The sequence below is a fragment of the Planctomycetota bacterium genome, from assembly GCA_016872555.1.
Lineage (GTDB): Bacteria > Planctomycetota > Planctomycetia > Pirellulales > UBA1268 > F1-20-MAGs016.
The window spans coordinates 15,405-40,318 of record VGZO01000027.1; the positions used below are offsets into that span (position 1 = coordinate 15,405).

General features: G+C 72.6%; 19 protein-coding genes. 12 read left to right on the plus strand and 7 right to left on the minus strand.

Translation table 11 applies throughout. The features are described 5' to 3' along the window. Nucleotides 1-19: 19 nt before the first annotated feature. Nucleotides 20-1,270, minus strand: a complete 1,251-nt coding sequence (locus tag FJ309_10470) for a hypothetical protein (GenBank protein ID MBM3955020.1) — start codon at nucleotides 1,268-1,270, stop codon at nucleotides 20-22. Nucleotides 1,271-1,342: 72 nt separating this feature from the next. On the opposite strand from FJ309_10470, the gene FJ309_10475 reads away from it, so the two are divergent. Beyond that, a complete protein-coding gene (locus FJ309_10475; protein MBM3955021.1) occupies nucleotides 1,343-2,281 on the plus strand; it encodes a histone deacetylase in 939 nt (312 codons plus the stop codon). Nucleotides 2,282-2,303: 22 nt separating this feature from the next. On the opposite strand, the gene FJ309_10480 is transcribed toward FJ309_10475, so the two are convergent. The 3 genes from FJ309_10480 to FJ309_10490 form a co-directional block, all read right to left on the minus strand. Then, nucleotides 2,304-2,915: an HD domain-containing protein gene (locus FJ309_10480; GenBank protein ID MBM3955022.1), complete on the minus strand. Its 612-nt coding sequence runs from the start codon at nucleotides 2,913-2,915 to the stop codon at nucleotides 2,304-2,306. Between the two features lie 57 nt (nucleotides 2,916-2,972). Next, complete coding sequence (locus FJ309_10485; protein ID MBM3955023.1) at nucleotides 2,973-4,535, minus strand: aldehyde dehydrogenase (NADP(+)); 1,563 nt, start codon at nucleotides 4,533-4,535, stop codon at nucleotides 2,973-2,975. A 73-nt stretch (nucleotides 4,536-4,608) separates the two neighbouring features. Further along, nucleotides 4,609-5,493, minus strand: coding sequence for a fumarylacetoacetate hydrolase (locus FJ309_10490; GenBank protein MBM3955024.1), 885 nt, complete (start codon nucleotides 5,491-5,493; stop codon nucleotides 4,609-4,611). A gap of 96 nt (nucleotides 5,494-5,589) precedes the next feature. Between FJ309_10490 and FJ309_10495 the strand changes: the two genes are divergently transcribed. The 4 genes from FJ309_10495 to FJ309_10510 all read left to right on the plus strand — a co-directional run bounded on the left by FJ309_10495 (nucleotide 5,590) and on the right by FJ309_10510 (nucleotide 10,126). Continuing rightward, nucleotides 5,590-7,542, plus strand: a complete 1,953-nt coding sequence (locus tag FJ309_10495; protein ID MBM3955025.1) for a YjhG/YagF family D-xylonate dehydratase — start codon at nucleotides 5,590-5,592, stop codon at nucleotides 7,540-7,542. 140 nt (nucleotides 7,543-7,682) lie between these two features. Beyond that, entirely contained in the window at nucleotides 7,683-8,180 is a 498-nt protein-coding gene (locus FJ309_10500; GenBank protein MBM3955026.1) for a MarR family transcriptional regulator, read from the plus strand. Between the two features lie 34 nt (nucleotides 8,181-8,214). Continuing rightward, on the plus strand, nucleotides 8,215-9,483 hold the full coding sequence (locus tag FJ309_10505) for an NAD(P)/FAD-dependent oxidoreductase (protein ID MBM3955027.1): 1,269 nt from the start codon (nucleotides 8,215-8,217) through the stop codon (nucleotides 9,481-9,483). Nucleotides 9,484-9,622: 139 nt separating this feature from the next. Beyond that, complete coding sequence (locus FJ309_10510; GenBank protein ID MBM3955028.1) at nucleotides 9,623-10,126, plus strand: hypothetical protein; 504 nt, start codon at nucleotides 9,623-9,625, stop codon at nucleotides 10,124-10,126. 52 nt (nucleotides 10,127-10,178) lie between these two features. Here the strand turns inward: FJ309_10510 and FJ309_10515 are convergent, their stop codons facing one another. Next, the gene (locus FJ309_10515) at nucleotides 10,179-11,531 is read right to left on the minus strand and encodes a Gfo/Idh/MocA family oxidoreductase (GenBank protein ID MBM3955029.1); all 1,353 of its coding nucleotides are present in this window, start codon (nucleotides 11,529-11,531) and stop codon (nucleotides 10,179-10,181) included. Nucleotides 11,532-11,693: 162 nt separating this feature from the next. Here FJ309_10515 and FJ309_10520 point away from each other — a divergent pair, with 162 nt between their 5' ends. The 7 genes from FJ309_10520 to FJ309_10550 all read left to right on the plus strand — a co-directional run bounded on the left by FJ309_10520 (nucleotide 11,694) and on the right by FJ309_10550 (nucleotide 20,886). Continuing rightward, complete coding sequence (locus tag FJ309_10520) at nucleotides 11,694-13,010, plus strand: hypothetical protein (protein MBM3955030.1); 1,317 nt, start codon at nucleotides 11,694-11,696, stop codon at nucleotides 13,008-13,010. Continuing rightward, complete coding sequence (locus FJ309_10525; GenBank protein ID MBM3955031.1) at nucleotides 12,970-15,558, plus strand: penicillin acylase family protein; 2,589 nt, start codon at nucleotides 12,970-12,972, stop codon at nucleotides 15,556-15,558. Before FJ309_10520 ends, FJ309_10525 begins: the two co-directional genes overlap by 41 nt. Nucleotides 15,559-15,622: 64 nt before the next feature. Beyond that, nucleotides 15,623-16,738, plus strand: coding sequence for a nuclear transport factor 2 family protein (locus FJ309_10530; protein MBM3955032.1), 1,116 nt, complete (start codon nucleotides 15,623-15,625; stop codon nucleotides 16,736-16,738). A 47-nt stretch (nucleotides 16,739-16,785) separates the two neighbouring features. Then, nucleotides 16,786-18,153, plus strand: coding sequence for a hypothetical protein (locus FJ309_10535; protein ID MBM3955033.1), 1,368 nt, complete (start codon nucleotides 16,786-16,788; stop codon nucleotides 18,151-18,153). Between the two features lie 83 nt (nucleotides 18,154-18,236). Beyond that, a complete protein-coding gene (locus FJ309_10540) occupies nucleotides 18,237-19,076 on the plus strand; it encodes a cyclase family protein (protein ID MBM3955034.1) in 840 nt (279 codons plus the stop codon). 185 nt (nucleotides 19,077-19,261) lie between these two features. After that, nucleotides 19,262-19,795, plus strand: a complete 534-nt coding sequence (locus FJ309_10545; GenBank protein ID MBM3955035.1) for an aldehyde-activating protein — start codon at nucleotides 19,262-19,264, stop codon at nucleotides 19,793-19,795. Beyond that, entirely contained in the window at nucleotides 19,792-20,886 is a 1,095-nt protein-coding gene (locus FJ309_10550; GenBank protein ID MBM3955036.1) for a beta-lactamase family protein, read from the plus strand. The genes FJ309_10545 and FJ309_10550 overlap by 4 nt, the downstream gene beginning before the upstream one ends. 14 nt (nucleotides 20,887-20,900) lie before the next feature. Here the strand turns inward: FJ309_10550 and FJ309_10555 are convergent, their stop codons facing one another. Further along, nucleotides 20,901-23,630: a phosphoenolpyruvate carboxylase gene (locus tag FJ309_10555; GenBank protein ID MBM3955037.1), complete on the minus strand. Its 2,730-nt coding sequence runs from the start codon at nucleotides 23,628-23,630 to the stop codon at nucleotides 20,901-20,903. Between the two features lie 26 nt (nucleotides 23,631-23,656). After that, nucleotides 23,657-24,760: a fatty acid desaturase gene (locus FJ309_10560; GenBank protein ID MBM3955038.1), complete on the minus strand. Its 1,104-nt coding sequence runs from the start codon at nucleotides 24,758-24,760 to the stop codon at nucleotides 23,657-23,659. Nucleotides 24,761-24,914 lie beyond the last annotated feature (154 nt).

The following is a 24,914-nucleotide window of genomic DNA, read 5'->3' on the forward strand; positions in this document are numbered from 1 at the left end:
CCGACCCGAGGCTGCCTGGTCAGAGCCCCAGTTCCAGCGCCACCACCTGGCTGTCGTTCCGCAGATACAACCTTCCACCCGCCAGCGCCGGCGGCGCTCGCACCGCCGCGTCGAGCACCCGCGTGCGACCCAGCACGCGCGGGGCCTGCGGATCGGCGGCGATCACCAGCGTTTCGCCGTCGTTGGTCACGGCGAGCACCTTGTCGCCAGCCGCGATCACATGGCCATACCCGACGTCCGGCACGCTCCACGCGCGCCGGCCGGTCGCCGGGTCGAGGCACACCAGGGTCCCGGGAGGCCCGTCCTCGCGGCCGTCGAAGGCATACACATGGTCGCCGACGGCCACGGGCGTGCAGTACTGCGTTGCCAGCCCGTCGATCCCGTCCCACACGCGCGCCACCCCGGCGCCGTCGAACCGGGCGCCGACACTGCCGATGCCGTATGACGCGGTGACGAGCAGCAGGTTGCCCGGCAACACGACCGGCGTCGCGGCATTCACCGTCGGGCCGCGCTGGCCGAAGGCAAACTCCCAGCGGACCGTCCCGTCGGCGGGGTCGAGCAACAGGCATTTGTAGCGCGTGACGGCGACCACGTGGGGCTGTCCCGCGACCGTCACGCCGACGGGCGCCGAATAGCCCGCCGGCTCGGCTGTCTTCGACCAGGCGACCGCGCCGTCGGCCAGGGCGAATGCGACGAGCCCCGCGTCGCGGCGCGTGCCGCCGACGTTGACCACGACGCGCTGGCCGATCACCAGCGGCGTGCTGCCGGCACCGAAATAGCCCTCCTGGGCGCCGAACGTGCGGTGGGTCTCGACCTGCCAGAGGCGCTTGCCGGTGGCGACGTCGGCACACGACAGCACTCCCTGGGCGCCGAACGTGATCACGCGATCGCCGGCGACGACCGGCGTGCACAGCGGGCCGGTGTTGCCCCCGACCTGCGGCGCGAACGACGTCGGATGGTCGAGCGACCAGAGTGACTCGCCGGTGCCGGCATCGAGGGCCTCGAGGCGCTCGGCGTCGGCGACGCGGTGGAAGACGAATGCCCGTCCTGCGGCGACCACGATCCCGCCGTAGCCCGGTCCGATCGCGCGCTGCCACGCGCGGCGCGGGCCGCCGGCGGGAAACGCGTCGGGGAGCCGCTCGTCGGCAGCCGCGCGGCCGTCGCGTGCCGGGCCGAGCAACTGCGGCCAATCGCCGGCGCGGGCGGGGAGGGTGGCGACGGCGACGAGCAGGGCCGACAGGCGGACGGCGACCTTCATGGCGAGCCTCATGGAGCGACGAAACGTCGGACGCCGGGTAGTCTACGGCCGACCGCGACCTTCCCGTCACCGAGGAGGCGACCGATGGCCACCGGAATCGTCCTCTCGCCGCGGTACCGCGAGCATCTCACCGGGGCCGGGCATCCCGAGCGCCCCGAGCGCGTGGCGGCGATCGAGGAGCGGCTGCGGACCGACGGGCTGCTCGAGCGCCTCGAGCGAATCGAACCGCGGGGGGCCGACGACGCCGAATTGCTCCGCGTCCACCCGGCCGAGTACCTGGCGACCGTGCGCCGCGACGTCGCCGGCGGCGGCGAGACGCTGTCCACCGGCGACACGGCGATCTGCCCGGCGTCGGCCGACGTGGCCACGCTCGCGGCCGGCGGCCTGCTCGCGGCCGTCGATGCGGTCTGCATCGGCCGCGTCGCCAACGCGTTCGCCGTCGTCCGCCCCCCTGGCCACCATGCGACGCCGGCGCGCGGGATGGGGTTTTGCCTGTTCTCGAACGTGGCCCTCGCCGCGCGCCACGCCCAGGCCGTCCACGGCGTCTCGCGGGTGCTCGTCGCCGATTGGGACGTGCACCATGGCAACGGCACGCAGGACGTCTTCTATGAAGACCCGGGCGTCTTGTTCTTCGACACCCACCAGCATCCGCTCTATCCCGGCACCGGCCTGGCCCACGAGACGGGGCGCGGGGCGGGGCAGGGATCCACGATCAACTGCCCGTTTCCCGCCGGGGCGGGGCGCGACGAGGTGGTGGCGGCGTTTCGCGAGAAGCTCGTCCCCGCGGCCGACGCCTTTCGGCCTGACCTGGTGATCGTGTCGGCCGGATTCGATTCGCGGGTCGGCGATCCGCTCGGCGGGTTTCGCCTCACCGACGACGACTTCGCCGAGTTGACGGCGATCGTCTGCGGCATCGCGGCGCGCCACTGCGGCGGCCGGCTCGTGTCGAGCCTCGAAGGGGGCTATTCGCTCGCCGGCTTGGCCAGCGCCGCGGCGGCGCACGTGGGGGCGCTCGTGTCCTGAGCCCGGTGCCCACGCGACGGCTTCAGGCAGCACCGGCCGGGTCGCGGAGGCAGGCGCGGAGGATGTCGACGAACGCCTCGAGCGGCGGCGTCTCGAGCCCGGCGACCTTCGCCTCGTCGTCCCAGCGCCGCAGTTGGACCGCCGCCCGCCAGTGGGGCTCGGCTTCGAACACCGCCACCTCGGTGGCGTTCATCGGGCCCCCCTGGAGCGTCAGGCTGGTGCGCGACGGGGCGCTGAGCCGCGCCAGGTAGGCCGGTTCCACGGCGGTGAGGTAGCGCTTGGCGGCGACGTGGAGCCGGATCGGATCGCAGACCTCGGGGCCGAAGACCCGCGCCAAGCGCCGCGCCGCGAGGGCTTCGTGGCGGTCGTCGATGCCGCGGTCGGGGGCGTCGTCCGGGAGCCCGTGGAGGAGATGGCCGAGGTCGTGGAGCAGCGCGGCGGCGACGAGCGCGTCGGCAGCCCCGGCAGCGGCCGCGAGTGTCGCCGCCTGCAAGGCGTGTTCGAGCTGCGTCACCGCCTCGCCGCCATATTCGGAGTCGCCGTGCTTCGCGAACAGCTCCGTGATCGCGGCCAGAGGATCGCCGCTGTCGGCTCTGGCGGCGGGCTCGCGGTCGTCACGATCGGGAGCGGCCATGGCGGTCCTCCGAGCTCGGTGGGGGTGGGGTACTCGGCGGAAACGGTGAAGCGCCTGTCAGGCGAGCGCCTCGCGCGACGGCCGGCCGTCGACGAGGCGCACGATCCCGAGCGGGTTGGCGTTTTGCAGGGCCGCCGGCAACATGCCGTCGGGCACGTCCTGATAGCAGACCGGCCGGATGAAGCGCTCGAGCGCCGCGGCACCGACGCTCGTGAACCGCGGGTCGCTGGTCGCCGGCCAGGGGCCGCCGTGCTGCATCGCGTGGCCGACCTCGACGCCGGTCGGGTAGCCGTTGACGATCAGCCGGCCGGCCTTGGTGGCGAGGATCGCCAGCAACTCGGCCGCCTGCTCGAGATCGGCCGGCGTGCCATGGACGGTGGCGGTGAGCTGACCGTCGAGGTGGCGGGCGACGGCGAGCAGCTCGTCGGGCGTGGCCGCCGACACGACGAGGCTCGCCGGGCCGAAGACCTCCTCGCCGAGCCGCGCGTCGCCGAGGAAAGCGGCGGCGGTCGTGGTCGCCACCAGCGCCACCGCGTCGTCGGGGCGCGTGCCGGCGGCACCGGTGGCCAGCAGCGCCGTACCGCCGTTGCCGACGAGGTCGCCGCTGCCCTTCCGGTAGGCGGCGAGGATCTCGCTTGTGAGCATCCGCCCCGGCGCGGCGCCCGCGACGGCGCTGGCGAGGAGCCCGCGGAAGTGGGCGAAGTCGGGCCCCTCGACGCCGACGACCAGCCCCGGCTTGGTGCAGAACTGGCCGACGCCGAGCGTCATCGAGCCGACGAACCCGGTGGCGATCGCCTCGGCGCGCGCCGCCAGGGCGCCGGGGAGGAGGAACACCGGATTGAGGCTGCTCATCTCGGCGAACACCGGGATCGGAAACGGCCGCCGCGCGGCGGCGTCGAACAGCGCCCGGCCGCCGGCGCGCGATCCGGTGAACCCGACCGCGGCGGCGAGCGGATGCTCGACCAGCGCCGTGCCGACGGTCGCCCCCGCGCCATGGAGCATCCCGAACACCCCCGCCGGCAAGCCCGCCTTCGCGACCGCGCGTTCGACCGCCCCGGCGACGAGCTCCGACGTGCCCGGATGGCCGCGGTGCGCCTTGACGACGACCGGATTGCCGGTCGCCAGGGCGCTGGCGGTATCGCCGCCCGCCACGGAGAACGCGAGCGGGAAATTACTGGAGCCGAACACGATCACCGGTCCGAGCGGCACCTTGACGCGGCGGATGTCGGCCCGCGGCAGCGGCTGGCGCGAGGGTTGGGCGGGATCGATCCGCGCGTCGCACCACGTGCCCTCGCGCGCCAGCGCCGCGAACAGCCGCAGCTGGCCGACCGTGCGCCCCCGTTCGCCGACGACGCGCGCTTCGGGCAGCGCCGTCTCGGCGCGGACCCGGGCGATGAGGTCGTCGCCGAGCGCGAGGATCTCCTCGGCGATCCCCTCGAGCAGCGCGGCGCGGACGGCACCGGTCGTCGCGGCGAAGACGGGAAACGCGTCGGCGGCGGCGCACACCGCGTCGGCCGCGTCGGCCGGTGTCGCCAGCGCGAACCGGCCAGGCAGCTCCGCCCCGTCGGCCGGGCCGGTCGCCGCGAACGTCGTCGTGCCGCCGCGCCGGGTGCCGGCGATGAACTGCTGCCCATGGAACGCGGTCACGGAGCGACTCCTCGACGGGACGCCGGCACGTGGGCCGGGCTGACGATCAGACGACGACGACCGGGTTGGCAAGCGCGCCGACGCCGTCGATCGTGATCGCGACGGCGTCGCCGCCGGCGAGCGTGAACGACTCGTCGGGCACGATGCCCGTGCCGGTAAGCAGCACGGCGCCAGCCGGAAACGTGTTGCAGCGGCAGAGATGGCCGATGAGGTCGGCGAACGGGCGCTTGATCCGGTCGACCGTCGTCTCGCCGGAAAACACAACCGCGTCACCGCGGCGGATCTCGATCGTGATCCGCCAGGTGCGGATCGCCGCTTCGTCGCTGCCGAGCACGATCCACGGGCCGAGGGCACAGGAGCGGTCGTAGACCTTCGCCTGCGGCAGGTAGAGGAGGTTCTCCCCTTCGATGTCGCGGCTGCTCATGTCGTTGCCGACCGTGCAGCCGACCAGTCGGCCGTCGGGCGCGATGACCAGCGCCAGCTCCGGCTCCGGCACGCTCCACGCCGCGTCGCGTCTGATCCCGACCGGTTCGCCGGGGCCCACCGCCCGGGCGCCGACCGCCTTGAAGAACAGTTCCGGCCGAACCGCCTCGTAGACGCGGTCGTAGGCCGTGGCGGCAAACTCCGACTCCTCCATCCGGGCCGTCTTGCTCCGCAGGTAGGTGACCCCGGCCGCCCACACCTCCTGGTCGGGATCGACCGGAGCGCGGAGCACGACGTCGGCCAGCGACAGAGAATGCAGTGCCCGGCGGACCGCGTCGGCGAGGGCGGCGGCGGGATCGCCGGCCGCGAGGATCGTCCGCAGCCGGGGCACGCCGCTGGTCGACAGGTCGTGGATCCGCTTGCCGTCGAGACTGCCGCCGACGCGGATGTCGGCGGGATCGTCGGCCAGCGAGAAGCGGCAGAGGAAGGGGCCGGCGGCGGGGGGCATGGCGTGACTTGGCGGGGACGGGGCGAGGACGCAGAGTATATCGCCGTGCCGAGCCGTGACTTGTGCCGTGCGTCGTCCGCAGCGAGAGACCAACCGATGACCTCATCCGCCGCCACGCCCGGGTTCGACTCCGCCGACGAGTCGATCTACGCGGTCGCGACCTCGTCGCCCGGCCCGACGGGAAAGCTGCCGCTCACCGACCGGATGCTCCGCGACAGCCCCAGCGGCGACCTGTTCGGGCTGTCGCAGAACGTCGGCATGGGATGGAAGCCGGCCAACGCCGCCGCGGCGCAGGTCATGCTCCTCAGCACGCAGGGGGGCATCCGGCGCCCCGACGGCACGCCCGTCGCCCTCGGCCTCCACACCGGCCACTGGGAGATCGGATTGCTCGTCGAGGCGGCGGCGGCGGCACTCGAGTCGGCCGGCCTGGTCCCGTTCGCCGCTGCCTGCTCCGATCCCTGCGACGGGCGCACGCAGGGGACGACGGGGATGTTCGACAGCCTGCCGTACCGCAACGACGCGGCGATCGTGCTGCGGCGGCTTGCCCGGTCGCTGCCGCAGCGCCGGGCGGTGATCGGGATCGCCACCTGCGACAAGGGGCTCCCGGCGATGATGATGGCGCTGGCCGGCCTCGGCGACCGGCCCGGAGCGATCGTGCCCGGCGGAGTCACGCTGCCTCCCGAGCGCGGAGAAGATGCCGGGACGATCCAGACGATCGGCACCCGCTACGTCCACGGCCGGATCACGCTCGAGGAGGCGGCCGACCTCGGCTGCCGCGCCTGCGCCTCCCCCGGCGGCGGCTGCCAATTTCTCGGGACCGCGGCCACGGCGCAGGTCGTGGCCGAGGCGCTCGGACTGACCGTGCCCCACGCGGCCCTCTCGCCCAGCGGCCAGCCGGTGTGGCTCGACATGGCCGTCCGCTCGGCGCGCGCGGTCGTCGCCAGGATCGCCGCCGGCGACACGCTCGCCGCGATCCTCACGACCGCGGCGCTGCGCAACGCGATGGTCGTCCACGCCGCGTTCGGCGGATCGACCAACCTGCTCCTCCACGTCCCGGCGATCGCGCACGCCGCCGGTCTCGAGCCCCCGAGCGTGGCCGACTGGATCGACGTCAACCAGCGCGTGCCGCGCCTGGTCAGCGTGCTTCCCAACGGCCCCGAGCACCACCCGACGGTGCGCGTGTTCCTCGCCGGCGGCGTCCCCGAGGTGATGCTCCACCTCGACCGCCTCGGCCTCCTCGACACGAGCGTGCGGACCGTGTCGGGGGGCACGCTTGCCGACCAGCTCGCCTGGTGGGAATCGAGCGAGAGGCGGCAGCGCTTCCGCGAGCGCCTCGCCGCCGACGGCATCGAACCCGACGACGTGATCCTGCCCCCCGCGCGGGCGCGACACCGGGGGCTGCGCGGCACGATGGCGTTTCCGCGCGGCACGCTCGCGCCGGAGGGGAGCGTGGTCAAGGCGACGGCCATCGACCCGGCAGCCTGCGACGACCAGGGGCGCTACCGGCACCGCGGGCCGGCGCGCGTGTTTACCAGCGAGCGGCAGGCGATGGCGGCGATCAAGGAGGGGCGGATCCGGGCCGGCGACGTGGTCGTGCTCGCGGGCATCGGGCCGCTCGGCACGGGGATGGAGGAGACCTACCAGGTGACCTCGGCGATCAAGCAGCTCCCGTTCGCCGCTCGGGTGGCGGTTGTCACCGACGCGCGGTTCTCCGGGGTCTCGACCGGGGCGTGCATCGGCCATGTCGGGCCTGAGGCGCTGGCCGGTGGGCCGCTCGGCAAGCTCGTCGACGGCGACGAGATCGCGATCACGATCGATCCGGCCACGGCGACGGGACGGATCGACCTGGTCGGCGACGGGAAGCGCGAATTCACCGTTGCCGAAGCCGAGGCGGAGCTCGACCGGCGGCCGTTGCGGAGCGACCTCGCCCCCGATGCCTGCCTCCCGGCCGACACCCGGCTGTGGGCCGTGCTCCAGGGGATCAGCGGGGGCACGTGGGCCGGGTGCGTCTACGACCCGGACCGGATCGCCCGCCGGCTGGGGGGCTGAAAACCGACGGTTTTCGGCGTTCAGCCGCGGAAAAAGCCGTGTCCGGCCGATAACTTGTGTGGACGACTGATGTCGAGACGGCTATTTTTACGCCAGTTGCCCGAGTCAGAGACGGCGACGTGGTTTCGCCGGTGCCGCCGATGCATGCAAAAGTCTCCGTTCAGCGTGCCAACTCGCCGCGCGGGAAGTGCGATTCGCCCGAGCAGGAGGCCTACCTCCACATGTGGCGGACCTACGACCTGCTCAAGGCTCTCGAAGAGCAGGTCTTCGATCGCCACGACCTCTCCGCCCAGCAGTACAACGCCCTGCGGATTCTCGCCGACGCCGCCCCCGACTCGTTGCCAACGCTCGCCCTCGCCGGCCGGCTGGTGTCGCGGGCCCCGGACATTACCCGGCTCCTCGACCGGCTCGAGCGACGCGGTCTGATCCGCCGCGACCGCCGTGCCGACAACCGCCGCGTCGTCGCCGTCTCGATCACCTGGGCCGGCACGGCGCTCCTCGACGACCTGGCCGACGAGATCGTCGCCTGCGGTCACCGCCAACTCGGTCACATGAAGCCCTCTGACCTGCGCCTCCTCGTCGACCTGCTCCGTGCGGCACGCGCCCCTCACGAGCGCGAGCGGCGCGGCGACGCCTGAACCGACCCCGATCCCCACGCGGAGACGTCCCATGATGGTCGCCCTGCCCGAAACCCCGTCGCGGACCGACGTCGTCGTCATCGGCGGCGGGCCCGCCGGCTCCACCGCGGCCACGCTCGTCGCCCGCGCTGGCCACCGGGTCACGCTGCTCGAGCGCGAGCGGTTTCCCCGCTACCACATCGGCGAATCGCTGATTCCCGAGACGTTCTGGGTCCTCGAACGCCTCGGTGTGCTCGACCGGCTCCGCGATGCCGCGTACGTCCAAAAGCGGAGCGTGCAGTTCGTGACCGGCACGGGGAAGCTGTCGGCGCCGTTTTATTTCCAGGAGCACAAGCCGCACGACTCGTCGCAGACCTGGCAGGTGGAGCGGGCCGACTTCGACCTGATGATGCTCGACAACGCCCGCGAGGCGGGCGTCGAGGTTCACGAAGGGACGCGCGTCCTCGAGGTCTTGTTCGACGGCGAGCGCGCCCGTGGCGTGGCGATCGCCGACCCGGCGGCACCCGGTGGCCGCCGTGAGATTCATGCCGACGTCGTCGTTGATGCCGCCGGGCAGAGCGGCCTGATTCTCGACCGCCTCGGCCTCCGCGAGTGGGACCCGGTCCTCAAGAAGGCGGCACTGTGGACCTACTGGAAGGGGGCGACCCGCGACACCGGCCGCGATTCGGGTGCGACGCTGGTGATGCAACTCGACAACAAGCTCGGCTGGTTCTGGTACATCCCGCTGCGCGACGATGTCACGAGCATCGGCGTCGTCGCGCCGTTCGAGTACCTGTTCAAGGATCGCCCGACGAAGGACCATGAGGCGATTTACCGGGAGGAGCTGGCCCGCTGCCCCGGTTTGCAGTCGCGCCTCGGGGAGGCGACGCAGTTCGGCCCGTACCGGGCGGCGAAGGAGTATTCCTACCGCTCGCGGCAGGTGGCCGGCGACGGCTGGGTGCTCGTCGGCGATGCCTTCGGATTCCTCGATCCGCTGTACTCGTCGGGAATCCTCCTCGCGCTGCATTCCGGTGCCAAAGCTGCCGACGCGATCGTCGCGGGGTTGGCGGCGGGCGACACGTCGGCCGAGCGGCTCGGCAGTTGGGGCGCGGAGTACGTCGCCGGGATGGAGCGGATGCGGCGGCTGGTCTGCGAGTTTTACGACGGCTTCAATTTCGGCGGGTTCGTCAAGAAGCATCCCGACCTCAAGGGGCACATCACCGACCTGTTGATCGGCGACTTGTTCACCTCCAGGACCGACGTCCTCGTCGAGCCGATGGACTCGTTTCGGGCCGAACGGCAGGCGCTGCCCGCGGCAGGCTGAGTGCGGTACGGGCCTGGCCGCTCGTCCAATCGGCTCCACCGCGAGGGGGGCGAGCGACACCGGTTTGCCGGTGGCCGCGGCGACGCGGTAGTCTCATCCGAGTCTCAGGGATCGCGTCGTGTCTTTCGGGGGAGAGCAGATGAACCACGCCGCTGGCCGTGTCGCGGGGATCGTGATGGTCGTCGTCGTCGGGTGCGCCCCGCCGGCGAAGAAGCCGGCGGCGACCTCGACGCAGCAGCCGATCGAAACGCGGAAGACGATCGGCAAGACGACGCAAAACGTGCTCCCGCTGGCCGACGCCCTCCAGCAAGGAGGGCAACTGGCCGAGATGTCGATCACCAGTGGCGGCTTGGGCGCGATCACCTCCGACGCCTACCGGACGAGCGTCGGCAAGATGGGGATCATCGCCGTCGAGCACCAACTCCAGCTCGTCGAGGCGGAGCACGGCCCGAAGCCGATGAACTACGACGAGTTCATGGCCAAGGTGATCGGCAAGGGCAAGCCCGACGGCATCCAGCTCCCGATGCTGCCCTACTACCAGGAATGGGCCTACGACCCCGAAGCCAAGAAGCTCGTCGTCGTCGAGTTCCCGCTGAAGAAGGAACAGCGGCAGCAGGAAACGACCGGCGCGTCGGGATTGTGACCCGCGGTCGTCGCCCTGCCGTGGAAGCTGCAAGCTCGGTTCCCGATCCTCGTCACACGCGCGGGATCCCGTAGCCGGCCCGCGGGGTCCGCGCGGCGAGCCCCGCCGCTTGCTCGTCGCCGGGGATCGTCTCGGTCTTCGGATCCCAGCGGATCGTGCGGCCGAGCCGGGCGGCGATCGCGGTCAGGTGGCAGGTGTTCATCGCGATCACGTGGCTGAACAGGTCGGAGACCGGCAGCCCCCCCTCGCGGATGCAGCGGTAGAAGTTTTGCTTGTGACCCTCGAACGGCTTGCCCTTGTAGAGGGCGACGATGTCGGCGTCGGTGAACTGGTCTTTGTCCCACTGCTCCTCGATCGGCTTGCCGACGATCTTCTCGCGGTTGACGAAGATCCGACCCTTCGTCCCCTCGAACAGGATGCCATTGTCGGAGCGGCTGTCGACGACCATCCCGACGCCGCTGGGAAACACGCACTTCACGGCGAAGTCGTGCGACGTGTTGTAGCTGTCGGACACGGTCGGGTAGCCGTCCTTGAACGGGACCGGGTGCTTGGAATCGGTGCCGTCGATCCGCACCGGCCCCTTGCCGAGGGAGTCCTCGCGCAGCGCCCATTGGGCGATGTCGACGTGGTGCGCGCCCCAGTCGGTGAACTTGCCCCCGGAGTATTCGTACCACCAGCGAAACTCGTAATGGCAGCGCTTCTCACGGTACGGCTCGGCCTTCGCCTGGCCCTGCCACATCTCCCAGTCGAGTTCCTTGGGCACGTCGACGACCGGGAACGGCCCGCCGGTCGGGGCGCCGTTGATCCCCACGGTGACGTTGACGATCTCGCCGAGCAGCCCCTTGTGGACCATGTTGACGGCGCGGAGGAACCGGTCGCGGTCGCTGCGCTGCTGCGTGCCGATGAGGAACTGCTGCTTCGGATACTTCTCCGCCGCGGCACGCACGAGCCGGTTTTCCTCGAGCGTGAACGACAGCGGCTTCTGGCAGAAGACGTGCTTGCCGGCCTGAAGGGCCTCGATGGCGATCTTCACGTGCCAGTGGTCGGGGGTGACGATGCTCACCACGTCGATGTCCGGGCGCTCGAGGACCTCGCGGTAGTCGCGGTAGGCGTCGGCCTTCCCCTTGCCGATCCGCTCGTCGTGCTTGGCACGCTGGGCGTGGCGGTCGTCGACGTCGCAGACGGCGAGGATGTCGCCGAATTCGGCGTGGCCGTGGGCGTCGCCGGTGCCCATCGAGCCGGTGCCGATGCAGCCGATCCGCGGCCGGTCGGCTGCCGCCCGGTTGGCGAACGCCGGCGTCGTCCAGGCGAAGGCCGGCACGAATCCGCCGGTGAGCGCGGCGACGCTCCCCGCGGTGGAACGGAACACCTCCCGGCGGGTGGAACGCTGGCGCGTGCTGCTCATGGTCGGCTCCCGGAGTGGACGAGTGTCGGCGGCATGTCTCGGGGGGAGAGTGTAGCGACGCGGCGGCCGTGGCATGAACCCCGCAGGACGGCCGGGACGCCATAATAAGCCGCGGCGGCGGACGCGGCATGACGGCACGGTTCGGGAGCCGGGGAGGTGGTGATGGGCGGATGGAAACGTGACGGGGGGCGGCGAGCGGCGTGGCGCGTGGCGACGCTGTTCGCCGTCGTCGTCGACGTGGGTGCCGTCGGGGCCGCTGAGCCCTGGCCACGGTTTCGGGGTGCCGATGGCGCGGGGCAGGGGGGCGTGGTCCGTTTTCCCCGCCAGTGGGCCGACGACGGCTGGGCGTGGCGCGCGACGCTGCCCGGCTCGGGCCACGCCTCGCCCGTCGTCTGGGGCGATGGCGTCTACACGGCGTCGGCCGAGGTCGATCCGGCCGACCCCACGCGCGGAACGCGGATCATCACCCGCCATGCCCTGGCCGGGGGAAAGCAGACGTGGGACCTGCGCCTGCCCGGTCCGTTCGACCGGCATCACGCCTTCAATTCCTCGGCGTCCGGCACGCTCACCGCCGGGCCCGAGGGCGTCTGCTGGGCATGGGGCACCGCCGCCGGGATCCACCTCGTCGCGGTCGGACACGACGGCACGCGGCAGTGGCAGGTCGATCTCGGGCCGTTCGTCTCCGAACATGGCTACGCCGGCTCCCCCGCGCTCCACGGCGACCTCGTGATCATCGCCGTCGAGCACGAGGGGCCGAGCTTCGTCGCGGCGTTCGACCGCGCGACCGGCCGCGAGCGCTGGCGGCTGCCGCGTGAGCCGGGGCGCGCGACCTACGCCACGCCGCTGGTCGCGCCGGGGCCCGATCCGCTGCTGGTCGTCGCCAGCACGACGCACGGCCTCACCGGGATCGATCCGGCCACCGGGCGCGTCCTCTGGGAGCGGCGCTGCTTCCCGAAGCGCGCGGTGTCGTCGCCGCTGTTGGTCGGCCCGGCGGCCGAGCGGCTCGTGATCGGCACCTGTGGCGACGGCGGCGGAGACAACGGCCTGTTCGCGCTGCGGCTGCCGGTGGCGAACGACGCTGCCGCGGCGGCCGAGCCGCCGATCGCCTTCCAGCTCGACCGCAGCGTCGCCCCCTACGTGCCGACGCCGGTCCCCGGTGTGGCGGGCCTGTATCTGTGGGGCGACCGCGGCGTGGTGACCTGCGTCGATCCGGCAAACGGCGCGGTCCGCTGGCGCGGTCGCGTCGGTGGAACCTACTCGGCATCGCCGCTCGTCGCCGGCGGCACGGTCGTCAACGTCGCGGCGGACGGCGAGGTGGTGGTGCTCGCCGACGGTGCGGAGTTCGAGATCCTCGGCCGCACCGCGCTCGGGGAGGAATGCCGCTCGAGCCCCGCGGTCGCCGGGGGACACCTCCTGTTCCGCTCGAAGTCGAAGCTCCATGCGGTGGCAGCGCTCCCGGCGGCGGCACGGGCGCCGTGATCGGAATCCCACGACGGGGAAGGTGACCATGGAACGGGTCGATGGAAAGCCGGAACCTGTCCTGCACGCCGCGCCGCCGGCGCGTGACGGGGGGCATGGCGGTCATCGCGCGGGCGGCGCTCGGAACGCTCGCGGAGAGCGCTGGCGGCGCTGGCGGCTCGCCGGGCTGGCCACCGTGACCGCCGCAGCGACCGGGACGGCGGGATGGAGCGTGGCGAAGATGCGCGGCAGCCTGCCGCAGCTCGAGGGGGCCCGGCAGCTCGACGGCCTCGCGGCCGAGGTCCGTGTCGAGCGCGACGCGCTCGGCGTGCCGAGTGTCCATGCCGGCAGCCGGCTCGACGCGGCGCGGGCGCTCGGCTTCCTCCACGCCCAGGACCGGTTTTTCCAGATGGATCTCCTCCGCCGCCGCGCGGCGGGGGAGTTGGCGGAACTGGTCGGGCCGATGGCGCTGGCGGTCGATCGTCAGGCACGCGTCCACCGCCTGCGGCAGGTCGCCCGCGCTGCCTATGCCGACGCCTCGCCGCGCGACCGCGGCCTTCTCGATGCCTACACCGCCGGCGCCAATGCCGGCCTGGCGGCGCTTGCCGCACCACCGGTGGAGTATCTGGCGCTCGGGGGCACGCCGCGCCCGTGGCTGGCGGAGGACTCGTTCCTCTGCGTGCTGGCGATGTTCCTCGATCTCCACGACGACTCGGCCGCGCTCGAATCGCTGCGGGGCGCGATCCACGACACGCTCCCGCCGGAAGTGGCGGCGTTTCTCCTTCCGGCCGGCAGCCCCTGGGACGCGCCGGTCGCGGGCGACGCGCTGCCTTCGGCGCCCCTTCCGGGTGCCGCCATCGTCGACCTGCGGCGCACGCCTCCGCCGCTGCAGGCGGAGCGGCCGGCCGAGAGCGCCGCGGACGACGTCTGGGCGCCGTCGGGAGGCCGACGTGGCGAGGTGGTGATCGGGAGCAACAACTGGGCGGTCGCCGGCGCGCACAGCGCGTCGGGAGGGGCGCTCCTGGCAGGAGACATGCACCTCCGTCTCGGCGTTCCCGGGATCTGGTACCGCGCGGCACTCCACTGGCCTGTCGATGATGGCGACCGGCGCGTCGTCGGCGTGACGCTGCCGGGCACACCGGCGGTCGTCGCCGGCAGCAACGGCCGCGTCGCCTGGGCGTTCACCAACACCGAAGGGGACTGGGCCGATCTGGTGGTGATCGAGTCCGATCCGGCCGATCCGGCCAGCTACCGCACGCCCGACGGCCCGCGTCCGTTCGGCCGCGCGACCGAGACGATCGCGGTCCGTGGTGCGGCCGACGAGACGCTCGAGATTCTCACGACCATCTGGGGACCGGTGCTCGACAGCGATCACCGCGGCCGGCGCCGCGCGCTGCGCTGGACCGCCCACGACCCCGCCGCCGTCAACCTCCGCCTCGTCGACTTCGAGGAGGTGGCCGACGTCGACGCCGCCGTGCGCCTCGCCCCGTCGGTCGGCGTGCCCGCGCAGAATCTGGTCTGCGCCGACGCGTCGGGGCGCATCGCCTGGACGATCATCGGCCGGATCCCGAAACGGCGCGGATGGGACGGTCAACTGCCGGTCTCCTGGGCCGACGGCTCGTGCGGCTGGGACGGCTGGCTGGCCGGCGACGACCATCCGCGGCTCGTCGACCCGCCGGCCGGCAGGTTGTGGAGCGCCAACGCGCGCGTCGCCGACCCTGAAGGAGCGAAACTCGTCGGCGACGAGGGGCAGGACCTCGGCGCCCGCCAGGGGCAGATCCGCGACACCCTGCTCGCCCTCGACAAGGCGACTGCGGCCGACATGCTCGCCCTCCAACTCGACGACCGGGCGCTGTTCCTCGGGCGCTGGCAGCAACTCCTCCTCGACCTGCTGACTCCGGCCCACGTCGCCGCTGTTCCACGCCGGGCGGAGGTACGCCGGCTGGTCGAGGCCTGGGGGGCGCGGGCCACGGTGGAGTCGGCCGGCTACCGGATCGTCCGCGCGTTCCGCAGCGCCGTGGCCCGGCGGGCGCTGGGATCGCTGACGGCGCCGGTCGCAGCCGCCGACCCACGCTGCGATTACCTGGCGACGTTCCGCCGCTGGGAGGAGCCGCTGTGGCAGTTGGTCGTCGGGCGTCCCACCCATCTGCTCGACCCGCGGCACCGCGACTGGGACGACCTCTTCCTCTCCGGGCTCGATGAGGCCCTCGACGGCCTCGACGACGAGGGGCCGCTCTCGGAACGCACCTGGGGTGAATGGAACACCGCCCGGATCCGCCATCCCCTCTCCGCCGCCGTGCCGGCGCTGTCCGATTGGCTCGACATGCCGGCCGAGCCGTTGCCGGGCGACGCCCACATGCCGCGCGTCCAGGCGCCGCAGGCGGGGGCCTCGCAGCGGATGGTGGTCTCCCCCGGGCGCGAGGAAGAGGGGATGTTCCACATGCCGGCCGGGCAGTCGGGGCACCCGCTCTCCCGCCATTACGGCGACGGCCACGAGGCCTGGGTCCGCGGCGAGCCGACCCCGTTTATCCCCGGGCCGGTGCGTCAGACGCTCGTGCTCCGCCCCTGACGGCGTGGTGCCGCGCCCGACGCTGTCGCGGTCCGTAGGACGCGGTACATTGCGCGGTGCTGGAATGTTTGCCCGGGGCGGCCGGAGAGGCCGGTCCCGTCGCTGCCCGTCGAGGAGACCGAGCATGGGCTGTCGTGGCGGATCGTGGGCGGCGCTCGTGTGCCTGATCGGATCGGGGCTCACCGTGGGACCCGCCGCGGGACTGGCACGTGCGCAGACATCGGCCGCGCCGCCGGCAGACGGCCAGCCGCAGCCGGGCACGCGTCCCGGGGCCCCTGGGAAGGTGGTCCAGGCCCCGGCCAACCCGTCGGCCGCCCCCGCCGCGGCGACGGCCGAGCAACCTGGCGACACGCAGCCCCCCACCGACGCCGATCTCCGCGCCCAACTCGAGCAGGCGACCGCCGAGTATGCGGCGGCGTTCAACGCCCGTGATTACACGGCGTTGTCCAATCAGTGGACCGCGGGCGCTTTGCTCGTCGAAGGAGGGGGGCAACTGGTCGGACGGGAACAGATCATCCAGTCGATCGGTGCGTGGGCGGGGCGGTACCCCGAGGCGAAGCTCGAGATCGCACTCACCGGCGTCGTGCCGCTCGGGGCCACGATCGCCAGGGTACGGGGCACGATGCGCTTCGTGCCGAAGCCGGGCGCTCGGGCAGTGGACTCCCAATTCGTCAGCCTCCGGGTCCGCGTCGACGGCAAGTGGCGGTTGGCGGAATCGATCGTCACCCCCAGCCAGGACGTGGCGATGGAGCAGCTCGGCTGGCTGCTCGGCACCTGGACCGCGAGCGACCCCGCCGACGGCGCCGTCCTCGAATGCCGTTACGAGCGGGCTGCCGACGGCCACGTGATCATCGGCCGGACGAAGATCACCCCCAAGGAAGGTGCCGTGCTCGAGTCGGTCGACGTGATCCACGCCGACGCCGCCAGCGGCACGGTCCGCTCCTGGGTGTTCGACTCGACCGGTGCCCGCGCCGAGGGGGTGTTCGAGACCGACGGCACGGTTTTCAACCGCGTCTACCAGGGGACCGCGGCTCCCGGCAGCGCCGGCACGCGGACCTCGTGGGTCCAGATGGTGGTCCCGACCGACCGCGACACGCTCGTCATGCAGGCCATCGAACGGTCGCTCGACGGCCGCCCGGTTCCCGACGGTCGCCCCTGGCATTTGAAACGCAAGCCGTGACGCGCGCCGGTTCCCCGCGTCCTGTCCCCGTTCACCCGGAGGTTGCCATGTCGTCGTCGCCCGTTCGTGCCACCGGCCGGTTGCCGCTGGCGATCACGCCGCGCCTCCGCGCGACGGTCGCCTGGATGCTCGCCGCCGTGGTCGCGGTGCCCCCGCCAGTGGTGTTCGCACACGGCGGTGGCGGTGGCCACATGGGCGGCATGGCCGGCGGGATGCACATGGGGGGCGGCGGCGCTCACATGGGCGGGTTCAGCGGCGGTGGCTTCGAGGGGGGAGGCATGCGGTCCGGCGGCTTCGATGGCGGGATGCGCCCCGGTGGGTTCGACGGCGGCATGCGCCCGGGAGGATTCGACGGCGGTTTCCGTCCCGGTGGGTCCGACGGCGGCCGGCCGATCGGGGAAGGCCGGCCGATCGGAGAAGACCGCGGCGGAGTGGACCGGGGAGGCATCGACCGCGGGGCGTTGGATCGGGGCGGCATCGACCGCGGGGGGCTGGATCGGGGTGGCTTTGACCGGGACGGCTTCGATCGGGGTGGTTTCGACCGCGTCGGGGCCGGTCACTTCGCCGGCGATGCCGGCATCTCGCGCGGGGATCTCCAGCGCGTCGCCAATCGCGGAATCGTCAATGGCGTCCGCCCCTACTCGATCGCCAATCTCTCCAACCGCGGCACGATGATCCGCAACAATTTTTACAACGGCGGCTGGTACGGCGGCCGCGGCTGGTACGCCAACCATTTCAATGCCTGGTGGCCGGGCGGCTGGTGGGGTGGCTTCGGCTGGGGCCTGGGCGTGGGGATGCTCGGTGGCCTCGCCTGGGGCGGGCTCGCCTCGTGGGGTGGCTACGCCGCCGCGCCCGTCGCCTACAACTACGGCACCACCGTCTGCTACCAGGACGACGGCGTCTACGTGCAGGGGACGCGCGTCGGGTCGGCCGAGGAGTATGCCGCCCAGGCGCAGTCGATCGCGGCGTCGGGGAACGCTGACGTCCAGATCGCGAAGGACGACCAGTGGCGGCCGTTGGGCGTGTACGCCGTCGCCCGTGGCGAGGAGACGAGTCCCTCGACGTTCATGAGCCTCGCCCTCGACCAGGCCGGGCTGCTCCGCGGCACGTACTACGACGCCGTCTCCGACACGAGCATCAACATCACCGGCAAGGTCGACAAGAAGACGCAGCGCGCCGCCTGGACGATCGGCGACAAGAAGACGACCGTCTACGAGGCCGGCCTGACGAACCTCCTCCAGCAGCAGACGACGATCCTCGTCCACCGCGACGGCAAGGACGGGAAGGCAGCCGTCGAGCAACTGTTGCTCGTGCGCGTCGAGAACCCGCAAGGCGGCGACGCCGCCAAAGCCGCCGGCGGAGCGGGGAACGCGCCGCCGGCCGACGTCGATCCTCCGGGTGGCGGTGATCGCTGATGGTGGCCGCGGTCGCCATTCGTCGGTGGCGGCAGTCCGACGCCGGCACGGCCGGAGCGGTGGTTGCCCGGTGGAGCCGCCTCATGGCGACCGTGATCGCCGGAGTTGTGGTTCCAGGTGTCGTGGCGCCGCACGGTGCGGCCGCGCAGGAGCAGGCTGTCGCGGCACGCGGCGAGCCGGCCGACCCGTCGACGGCGGACGGCCCGTGGATCGACCTCACGCATCCCTTCGGCCAGCGCACGATCTACTGGCCGACCGAGCGGGGGTTCCTCTTCGAGCCGGGGAGCAACGGTCCGACCGCGAAGGGCTATTACTATGCGGCCAACCGGTTCGCCGCGGCCGAGCATGGCGGGACCCACCTCGACGCGCCGCGCCATTTCTCTGCCACGGGCCTGACGGCCGACGCGATCCCGCTGGAGCGGCTCGTCGGGCCGGCGGCGGTGGTCGACGTCTCCGGGCGCTGCGCGGCTGATCCGGTCCACGAGGTGACCGCCGACGAGCTGGTGGCGTGGGAGGCGGCTCATGGCCGGCAACTCGTCGACGTGATCGTGCTGCTGCGCACCGGCTGGGGCGCTCGCTGGGGCGACCGGTCGGCTTACCTGGGCACCGCTGCCATCGGCCCGGAGGCGGTGGCGAAGCTGCGCTTTCCGGGCCTCGCCCCCGATGCGGCGCGGTGGCTTGCCGAGCACCGCCGGCCGTTGGCAGTCGGGATCGACACGGCGAGCATCGACCATGGCCCGAGTACCCATTTCGGCAGCCACGTGGTCCTCTGTGGGGCGAACATTCCGGTGTTCGAGAACGTCGCGTCTCTCGATCGGGTGCCTCCGACCGGTAGCTTCGTCGTCGCCCTGCCGATGAAGATCGCCGGCGGGAGTGGTGGGCCCCTCCGAATCGTCGCCCGGGTGCCGGGCGCGGCCCGCTGACGGCGTGGCCCAAGGGGTTCCGGCCCAAGTGCGCGGGCACCCGCTGGCCGGACCCTGTCGGTCGAGGGTGGCAGCTTCGGATCGCCGCCGCCATACTCTCTGCGCGGTCGCCGGGCGGCGGCTCGCGGCGCTGGGGAGGATGCATCGTGGCGCGGGTCCGTTCGACGCGGCGGCAGCGGATCGTGATGCGGTCGGGGGAGGCCCTCGTCGAGGCCGACGAGGCGTGGAGCGCCGCCGAGCCGGAGGTGGTGATCGGCGAGCTCGACGGCCCCGTCGGCCACGCGATCGCCACGCTCATCGGCGACCAGGTCAAGGGGCACACGCGCGTGTGGGCGATCCTCAACAGCGACGTCCAGGTGCGCCCCGCGACGCTGATGGTCAGCAAGTACACCGCCCCCAACGCCCGCTACACCAACATCCTCATGGGGACTGTCCAGGCGGCGATCGCCAACGCGGTCCTCGACGCCGTCCGCGCCGGCGACATCCCCAAGGCCGCGGTCAACGACGTGGGGATCATCGTGGCGGTATGGCTCGATCCGGCGGTCGCCGACGCGAAGACGAAGATCGACCACGAGGTGCTGTTCCGCACCCACCGCGAGGCGACGGCCAAGGCGATCCACAAAGCGATGCACAACGAGCCTTCGATCGACTGGCTGTTGAAAAACCAGGCGAAGGTTGGCCACTACTTCCACGAACTGGGCGTGAAGGGGGAGCTATGACGCGGCGGCGCTTTGGCGCGGCCGTCGGGGCGGCGATGGTCGGGTTGCCGTATGCATCGGGCATTCGAGCCGAGGAGCCTGCCGGTCCGCCGCTCGACGCCATCCGCACGCGCCACCAGCTTCCGGGATTGGTCGCCGGCGTCGTCGAACGCGATGGCCTCGCGGATGCGGTCACGGCGGGCGTGCGCCGGCAGGGGGGCGACGCCGCGTTTTCCGTCGACGACCGGATCCATCTCGGATCCTGCACCAAGGCGTTCACGGCCACCCTCGCGGCGCTGCTCGTCGCCGACGGGCGGATCGCTTGGGGCGCGACCGTCGGCAGCACGCTCGCGGCCGAACCGGTGATCTCCCGCGGGTGGCGCGACGTGACGCTGGAGGAGTTGCTGCGCCACCGCGGCGGTGCGCCCGAGAAGGCGCCGCCGGCCGCCTGGCGCGAGGCCTGGGAGTGCGGCAAGCCGGCGCACGAGTGCCGGGAGGCGTTCGTGCGCCGGCTGCTGGCCGACGATCCACCGGAGCGCCGGGGCGAACACCACTACTCCAATCAGGGCTACGCCATCGCCGGGAGGATGCTCGAGACGGTGGCCGACCGCCCCTACGAAGCGCTGCTCGGCGAGCGGCTGCTGGTGCCCCTGGGGATCACGAGTGCGGGATTCGGCCCGCCGTCGGCCTTGCAGCCCGACGCCCCGGTCGGCCACGACGGCGCGGGAAAGCCCGACGACGCCGACAACCCCGCCGCAATCGCCCCGGCCGGCACACTCCACATGACGGTCGCCGACTGGGCCCGGTTCCTCGCCGTCCACCTCGGCGGCCCGTTGCCTGAGGCGCTGGCGGCACTCGCGCCGCTTCTGCCCGACCTACAGCGCCCGTCCCCGACGCCGCCGGGCGAGGCGCTGGGGTGGGTGACCGCCCGGCGCCCATGGGGCGGCAGGGTCCTCAATCATGCCGGTTCCAACACCCGCTGGTACTGCGTCGCCTGGTTGGCCCCGGAGCGCGGATTCGGTGTCGTCGCCGCGGCCAATCAGGGGGGGGCTGCGGCGACGAAGGGCTGCGACGACGCCTGCGCGGCGTTGATCGCGGCACGGCGCGGCTGAGCCACGGGCCCCCGTCAGCCGGTCGTCCGCATCCCCGCGGCGATCCCCTGGACGCACAGCCGGGGGAGGTCGCCGCCGTCGTCGCCATGGCCCGAGCGGCGGCGGCGGAGGAACTCGATCTGGATCAGGTTCAGGGGATCGATCGAGGGATTGCGCGACTCGATCGAACGCTGGAACCAGGGGGTGGTCGCCAGCAGCTCACCCCCGCCGACGGTGTCGAGGATCGCCTGCCGCGTCCGGTCGCGCTCCGCGGCGATCCGCTGCCAGATCCGGCGTCGCGCGTCGTCGTCGGCGGCGAGCTCGGAGTAGCGCTGGGCGATGTACATGTCGGCTTTGGCCAGGGCGAGCGCCGCATTGTCGATCGTCGCCTGGAAGAAGGGCCATTGGCGGTACATGTCCTGGATCGCCTGCCAGGCATGGCGGTCGTCGTACTTGACCTCGACGAGTGCCGCGCCGAGCCCGTACCAGGCCGGGATCATGCACCGGCTCTGCGTCCAGGCGAACACCCAGGGGATCGCCCGGAGGTCGTCGAGCGAGCGGGCGCCGTCGGGGCCGCGCCGGCGCGACGGCCGTGATCCGATCGGCAGGGTCTCGATGTCGTCGATCGGTGTCGTGTCGGCGAAGTAGCCGATGAACCCCGGCTGGTCGACCAGTTCGCGGTAGACGGCGAACGACCGCTCCGCCAATCGCGACAGCAGCGCGGTCCATTCGGCCGCCGGCACCTGCCTCCGCGCGGTCGAGGCGATCAGCGTCGCCCACGACACCTGCTCGAGGTGGCGGACGGCGATTTGGACGTCGTCGTAGCGCTCGGCGAGCACCTCTCCCTGCTCGGTGAGCCGTAACGAGCCGTCGAGCGTCTCGGCGGGGAGCGAGAGGATCCCGCGGGCAGCCGGGCCGCCGCCACGGCCGAGCGAGCCGCCACGGCCGTGGAAGAAGGTCAGCGCGACGCCGCGGGCGGCGGCGACGGCGTGAAGCCGGCCCTGGGCGACCTGCAGCCCCTGGCAGGCGGCGAGGTACCCGCCGTCTTTCGTGCTGTCGGAGTAGCCGAGCATCACGATCTGTCGAGCGCCGCGGGCAGCGAGATGGGTGGCGTAGGCGGGCTCGTCGAGGATCGCCGCGAGCGTGTCCTGGCTGGCCGACAGGTCGGCGATCTTCTCGAACAGCGGCACGATCGCCAGGTCGCGGGGGGCAGCCGGCTCCCCCCGCGCCTCGGCCCGCCGCCGGGCCCCGCGCCACAGCCAGAGCACCGCGAGGACGTCGGTCGGGTGCCGGGTGAGGCTCACGATCGCGGCGCCGACGCTTTCAGGCCCGAACCGCGTCACCGCGGCATGGAGCACGTCGAACAGCCGAAGGGTGTCGAGCGCGAGGGGCGAGAGGCCCGCCGTGGCGATCGGCGGCGTGGCGTCGATCGAGGCCACGATCCGGCGGCGGCGGTGGTCGGCGCCGACGGCCTTGGCGGGCTGGCCGGCAGCGGCGAGCAGCTCGTCCATGATCGACTCGTAGGCCCTGGCGTCCTGGCGGACGTCGAGGCTCGTCATGTGGAGCCCGAACGTGCGAACCAGGTCGAGCCACTGCCCCGCCGCCGTCTCCGTTCCTGGCGCGAGATCGGCGTGGAGCCCGGCCAGCAGCGCCTCGGCATCGGCCCGGAACTCCTCGGGCCGATATGCCCCCGCCGGCACGGGGCCGTCGAGCCCGACGTCGCGCGATCGCTCGAGCCGGTGGCGGATCACGCGCAGCCAGCGGCGGTAGATCTCGTGGGGGGCGATGGCGTCGAGCGCTGGCCCGAGGTCGGGCCACGCCCGCCGCGCTTCCTCGATCCGCCCCTCGAGACCGGCGGCGCCGTGCCCGGCGGCGGCCGACAGCGTCAGCTGGCCGTGAAGGCGGCGGCACCACGCCAGGTGGGCGTCGATGGCCGCCGTCCGCAGGCGGAGCAGCGTCTCGCGCGTGACGTCGGCGGTGACGAACGGATTGCCGTCACGGTCGCCCCCCATCCAGGAGCCGAACGACAGGAACGGGGGAATCGTGAACGTCGTCCCCGGATAGCGCGCCGCCAGCCCGTGGCGCAGCGACGCATACACCGCCGGTACCGCCTCCCAGAGGCGCGGCATGATCGACAGGCCCCGGTCGACCTCGTCGAGGACCGTGGGACGCGTGGGGCGGAGGAACTCGGTCTGCCAGAGGACGGCGAGCTCGTCCGCGAGGGCTCCGACGATCGCCTCGCGCTCGCGCGCGAGGAGATCGCCGCCGTCGAGGCGCTCGAGGCACTGCCGCATCCGGCGGAGCTTGGCGCGGATCGAGCGCCGCTTCGCCTCGCTGGGATGCGCGGTGAACACCAGCTCGATGGCGAGGCCGTCGAGCGCCGCCTGGACCGCGGCGGCGGGCCAGCCGAGGTCGGCCAGCTCGGCGATCGCCGCGGGGAGCGACTCGGCCGGCGGGGCCGGAAAGCGCTGGCGTTCACGCTCGCGGAGGACGCGGACGCGCTGCCGGTCCTCGGCGATGTTCGTCAGGTCGAAGAGGATGCTCAGCGCCCGGGTCACGCACCGGGCCTCGGCCGGCGACAGCCCCTCGATGCAGGCGGCCAGTGCCGGCTCGGCACCGGGCCGGCCGAGGCGCCGGTCGTGCGCCAGCCCGCGGATCCGCTCGACGAGGTCGGCCGCCGCGCTGCCGGCGAGGGCGACGATCGTCCCCCGGAGCATGTCGGCGAGGAGACGGACGTCGCGGTCGAGCGGTTCGTCGGCGGGCATGGCGTGGCGACGGGGCGATGGCCCGATTACCCGGCCCGGACGGCGCCGCGCCCCCACACGGTCCGCCGCGCGACCGGCCACCAGCCGGGCTGGTCGAGACCGCGGTACGGGGAGTCGGCCGGCAGCGTGCGGATCAGGTGGGCGTGGGCAGCGGCGAGGTTGTGGTACGGAAGCGACGGGAACAGATGGTGGAGGGCGTGGTAGCGGATCGAGAACGGGAAGAACAGCCAGGTGAGCGGATCGGTGGCCGGGAAGTTGCAGCTGTCGAGGATGTGCTGCTCGACGGGGGCCACCGACCCGTCGCCTTGGAAGTGATGGTCGGCCAGCTGCCGCATCTGGTTCATCACGAACGTCGCCAGGCCGAGCAGGTAGAGCAGGGGGATGCGGCTGGGGTGGGCGGCTCCGCTGCCGACGGCGACGAGGATCGCCGCGGCCCGCAGGAAGCAGAGCAGCTCGACGGCCGTGATCGCGCGGCGGTCGAAGGCGTTGACGCGGCGGCGGTAGCGCGTGTTGAGCGTCAGCGAACTGGCCCGCTCGAGCACCAGCTTCCGGAGGCGCGGGTGGAGGAACGTCAGCGGGGCCAGCAGGAAGCGGAGGTAGACCAGCAACGGGAACACGAGCATGAACGCCCCGTAGCCGAGGGCACTGCGCCAGTCACCGCCGGTGAGGACGTTGGCGACGTACTCGGGATCCTCCGGTGTGCCGTACATCCGCAGGCTGTGATGGTCGCGGTGGTGCCGCGTGAAGAACGGTGACGGCGTGAACGTCATCACCCCGACGAGCAGGTTCCAGCAGACCTTGAAGGCGCGCATCTCGTGGTGGCCGAGATGGCAGACCTCGTGGATCAACGAGCCGAGGCGGTACAGCCAGAAGACGGCGATCGGGAACGCGACCAGCTGCGCCCAAGAGCCGAGCGGGGCCAGCAGGTAGATGGTCGCGGCCCCGTAGCCGCAGACGAGAGCGACGAGGAAATCGACCCAGTAACGCCAGGGATCGACGGCGAAATAATCCTCCGGGCCACCGCTCACGGCGCAGCGCGCGTCACGGATCCAGACGGCACCGTCGTGGCCACCTTCAGGGGCCGAGTGGGTGGCCGAACCGCGCGCGGTGTCGAGAATCTCGCTGGCCATCCGGCGTCTCCCTGCGGGACGACCCCGCTGGCCTGTCGATCGAGCGAGCACAGCCGGCGGCCGCGCCCCGGCCGCCAGACCGTTCCGGCAGGTGTCGCGATGACTCGGGCCCGAGGAGGGCACGACCGACGCCTCGGCGGCGGAGTAGACCAGA

Coding starts and splice junctions, on each gene's coding strand:
- FJ309_10535 (MBM3955033.1), top strand. CDS start 16,786: ATGTCGTCGTCGCCCGTTCGTGCCACCGGCCGGTTGCCGCTGGCGATC.
- FJ309_10495 (MBM3955025.1), top strand. CDS start 5,590: ATGACCTCATCCGCCGCCACGCCCGGGTTCGACTCCGCCGACGAGTCG.
- FJ309_10515 (MBM3955029.1), bottom strand. CDS start 11,531: ATGAGCAGCACGCGCCAGCGTTCCACCCGCCGGGAGGTGTTCCGTTCC.
- FJ309_10545 (MBM3955035.1), top strand. CDS start 19,262: ATGCGGTCGGGGGAGGCCCTCGTCGAGGCCGACGAGGCGTGGAGCGCC.
- FJ309_10505 (MBM3955027.1), top strand. CDS start 8,215: ATGGTCGCCCTGCCCGAAACCCCGTCGCGGACCGACGTCGTCGTCATC.
- FJ309_10510 (MBM3955028.1), top strand. CDS start 9,623: ATGAACCACGCCGCTGGCCGTGTCGCGGGGATCGTGATGGTCGTCGTC.
- FJ309_10550 (MBM3955036.1), top strand. CDS start 19,792: ATGACGCGGCGGCGCTTTGGCGCGGCCGTCGGGGCGGCGATGGTCGGG.
- FJ309_10555 (MBM3955037.1), bottom strand. CDS start 23,630: ATGCCCGCCGACGAACCGCTCGACCGCGACGTCCGTCTCCTCGCCGAC.
- FJ309_10560 (MBM3955038.1), bottom strand. CDS start 24,760: ATGGCCAGCGAGATTCTCGACACCGCGCGCGGTTCGGCCACCCACTCG.
- FJ309_10470 (MBM3955020.1), bottom strand. CDS start 1,270: ATGAGGCTCGCCATGAAGGTCGCCGTCCGCCTGTCGGCCCTGCTCGTC.
- FJ309_10530 (MBM3955032.1), top strand. CDS start 15,623: ATGTTTGCCCGGGGCGGCCGGAGAGGCCGGTCCCGTCGCTGCCCGTCG.
- FJ309_10475 (MBM3955021.1), top strand. CDS start 1,343: ATGGCCACCGGAATCGTCCTCTCGCCGCGGTACCGCGAGCATCTCACC.
- FJ309_10525 (MBM3955031.1), top strand. CDS start 12,970: ATGCGGTGGCAGCGCTCCCGGCGGCGGCACGGGCGCCGTGATCGGAAT.
- FJ309_10500 (MBM3955026.1), top strand. CDS start 7,683: ATGCATGCAAAAGTCTCCGTTCAGCGTGCCAACTCGCCGCGCGGGAAG.
- FJ309_10520 (MBM3955030.1), top strand. CDS start 11,694: ATGGGCGGATGGAAACGTGACGGGGGGCGGCGAGCGGCGTGGCGCGTG.
- FJ309_10490 (MBM3955024.1), bottom strand. CDS start 5,493: ATGCCCCCCGCCGCCGGCCCCTTCCTCTGCCGCTTCTCGCTGGCCGAC.
- FJ309_10540 (MBM3955034.1), top strand. CDS start 18,237: ATGGCGACCGTGATCGCCGGAGTTGTGGTTCCAGGTGTCGTGGCGCCG.
- FJ309_10480 (MBM3955022.1), bottom strand. CDS start 2,915: ATGGCCGCTCCCGATCGTGACGACCGCGAGCCCGCCGCCAGAGCCGAC.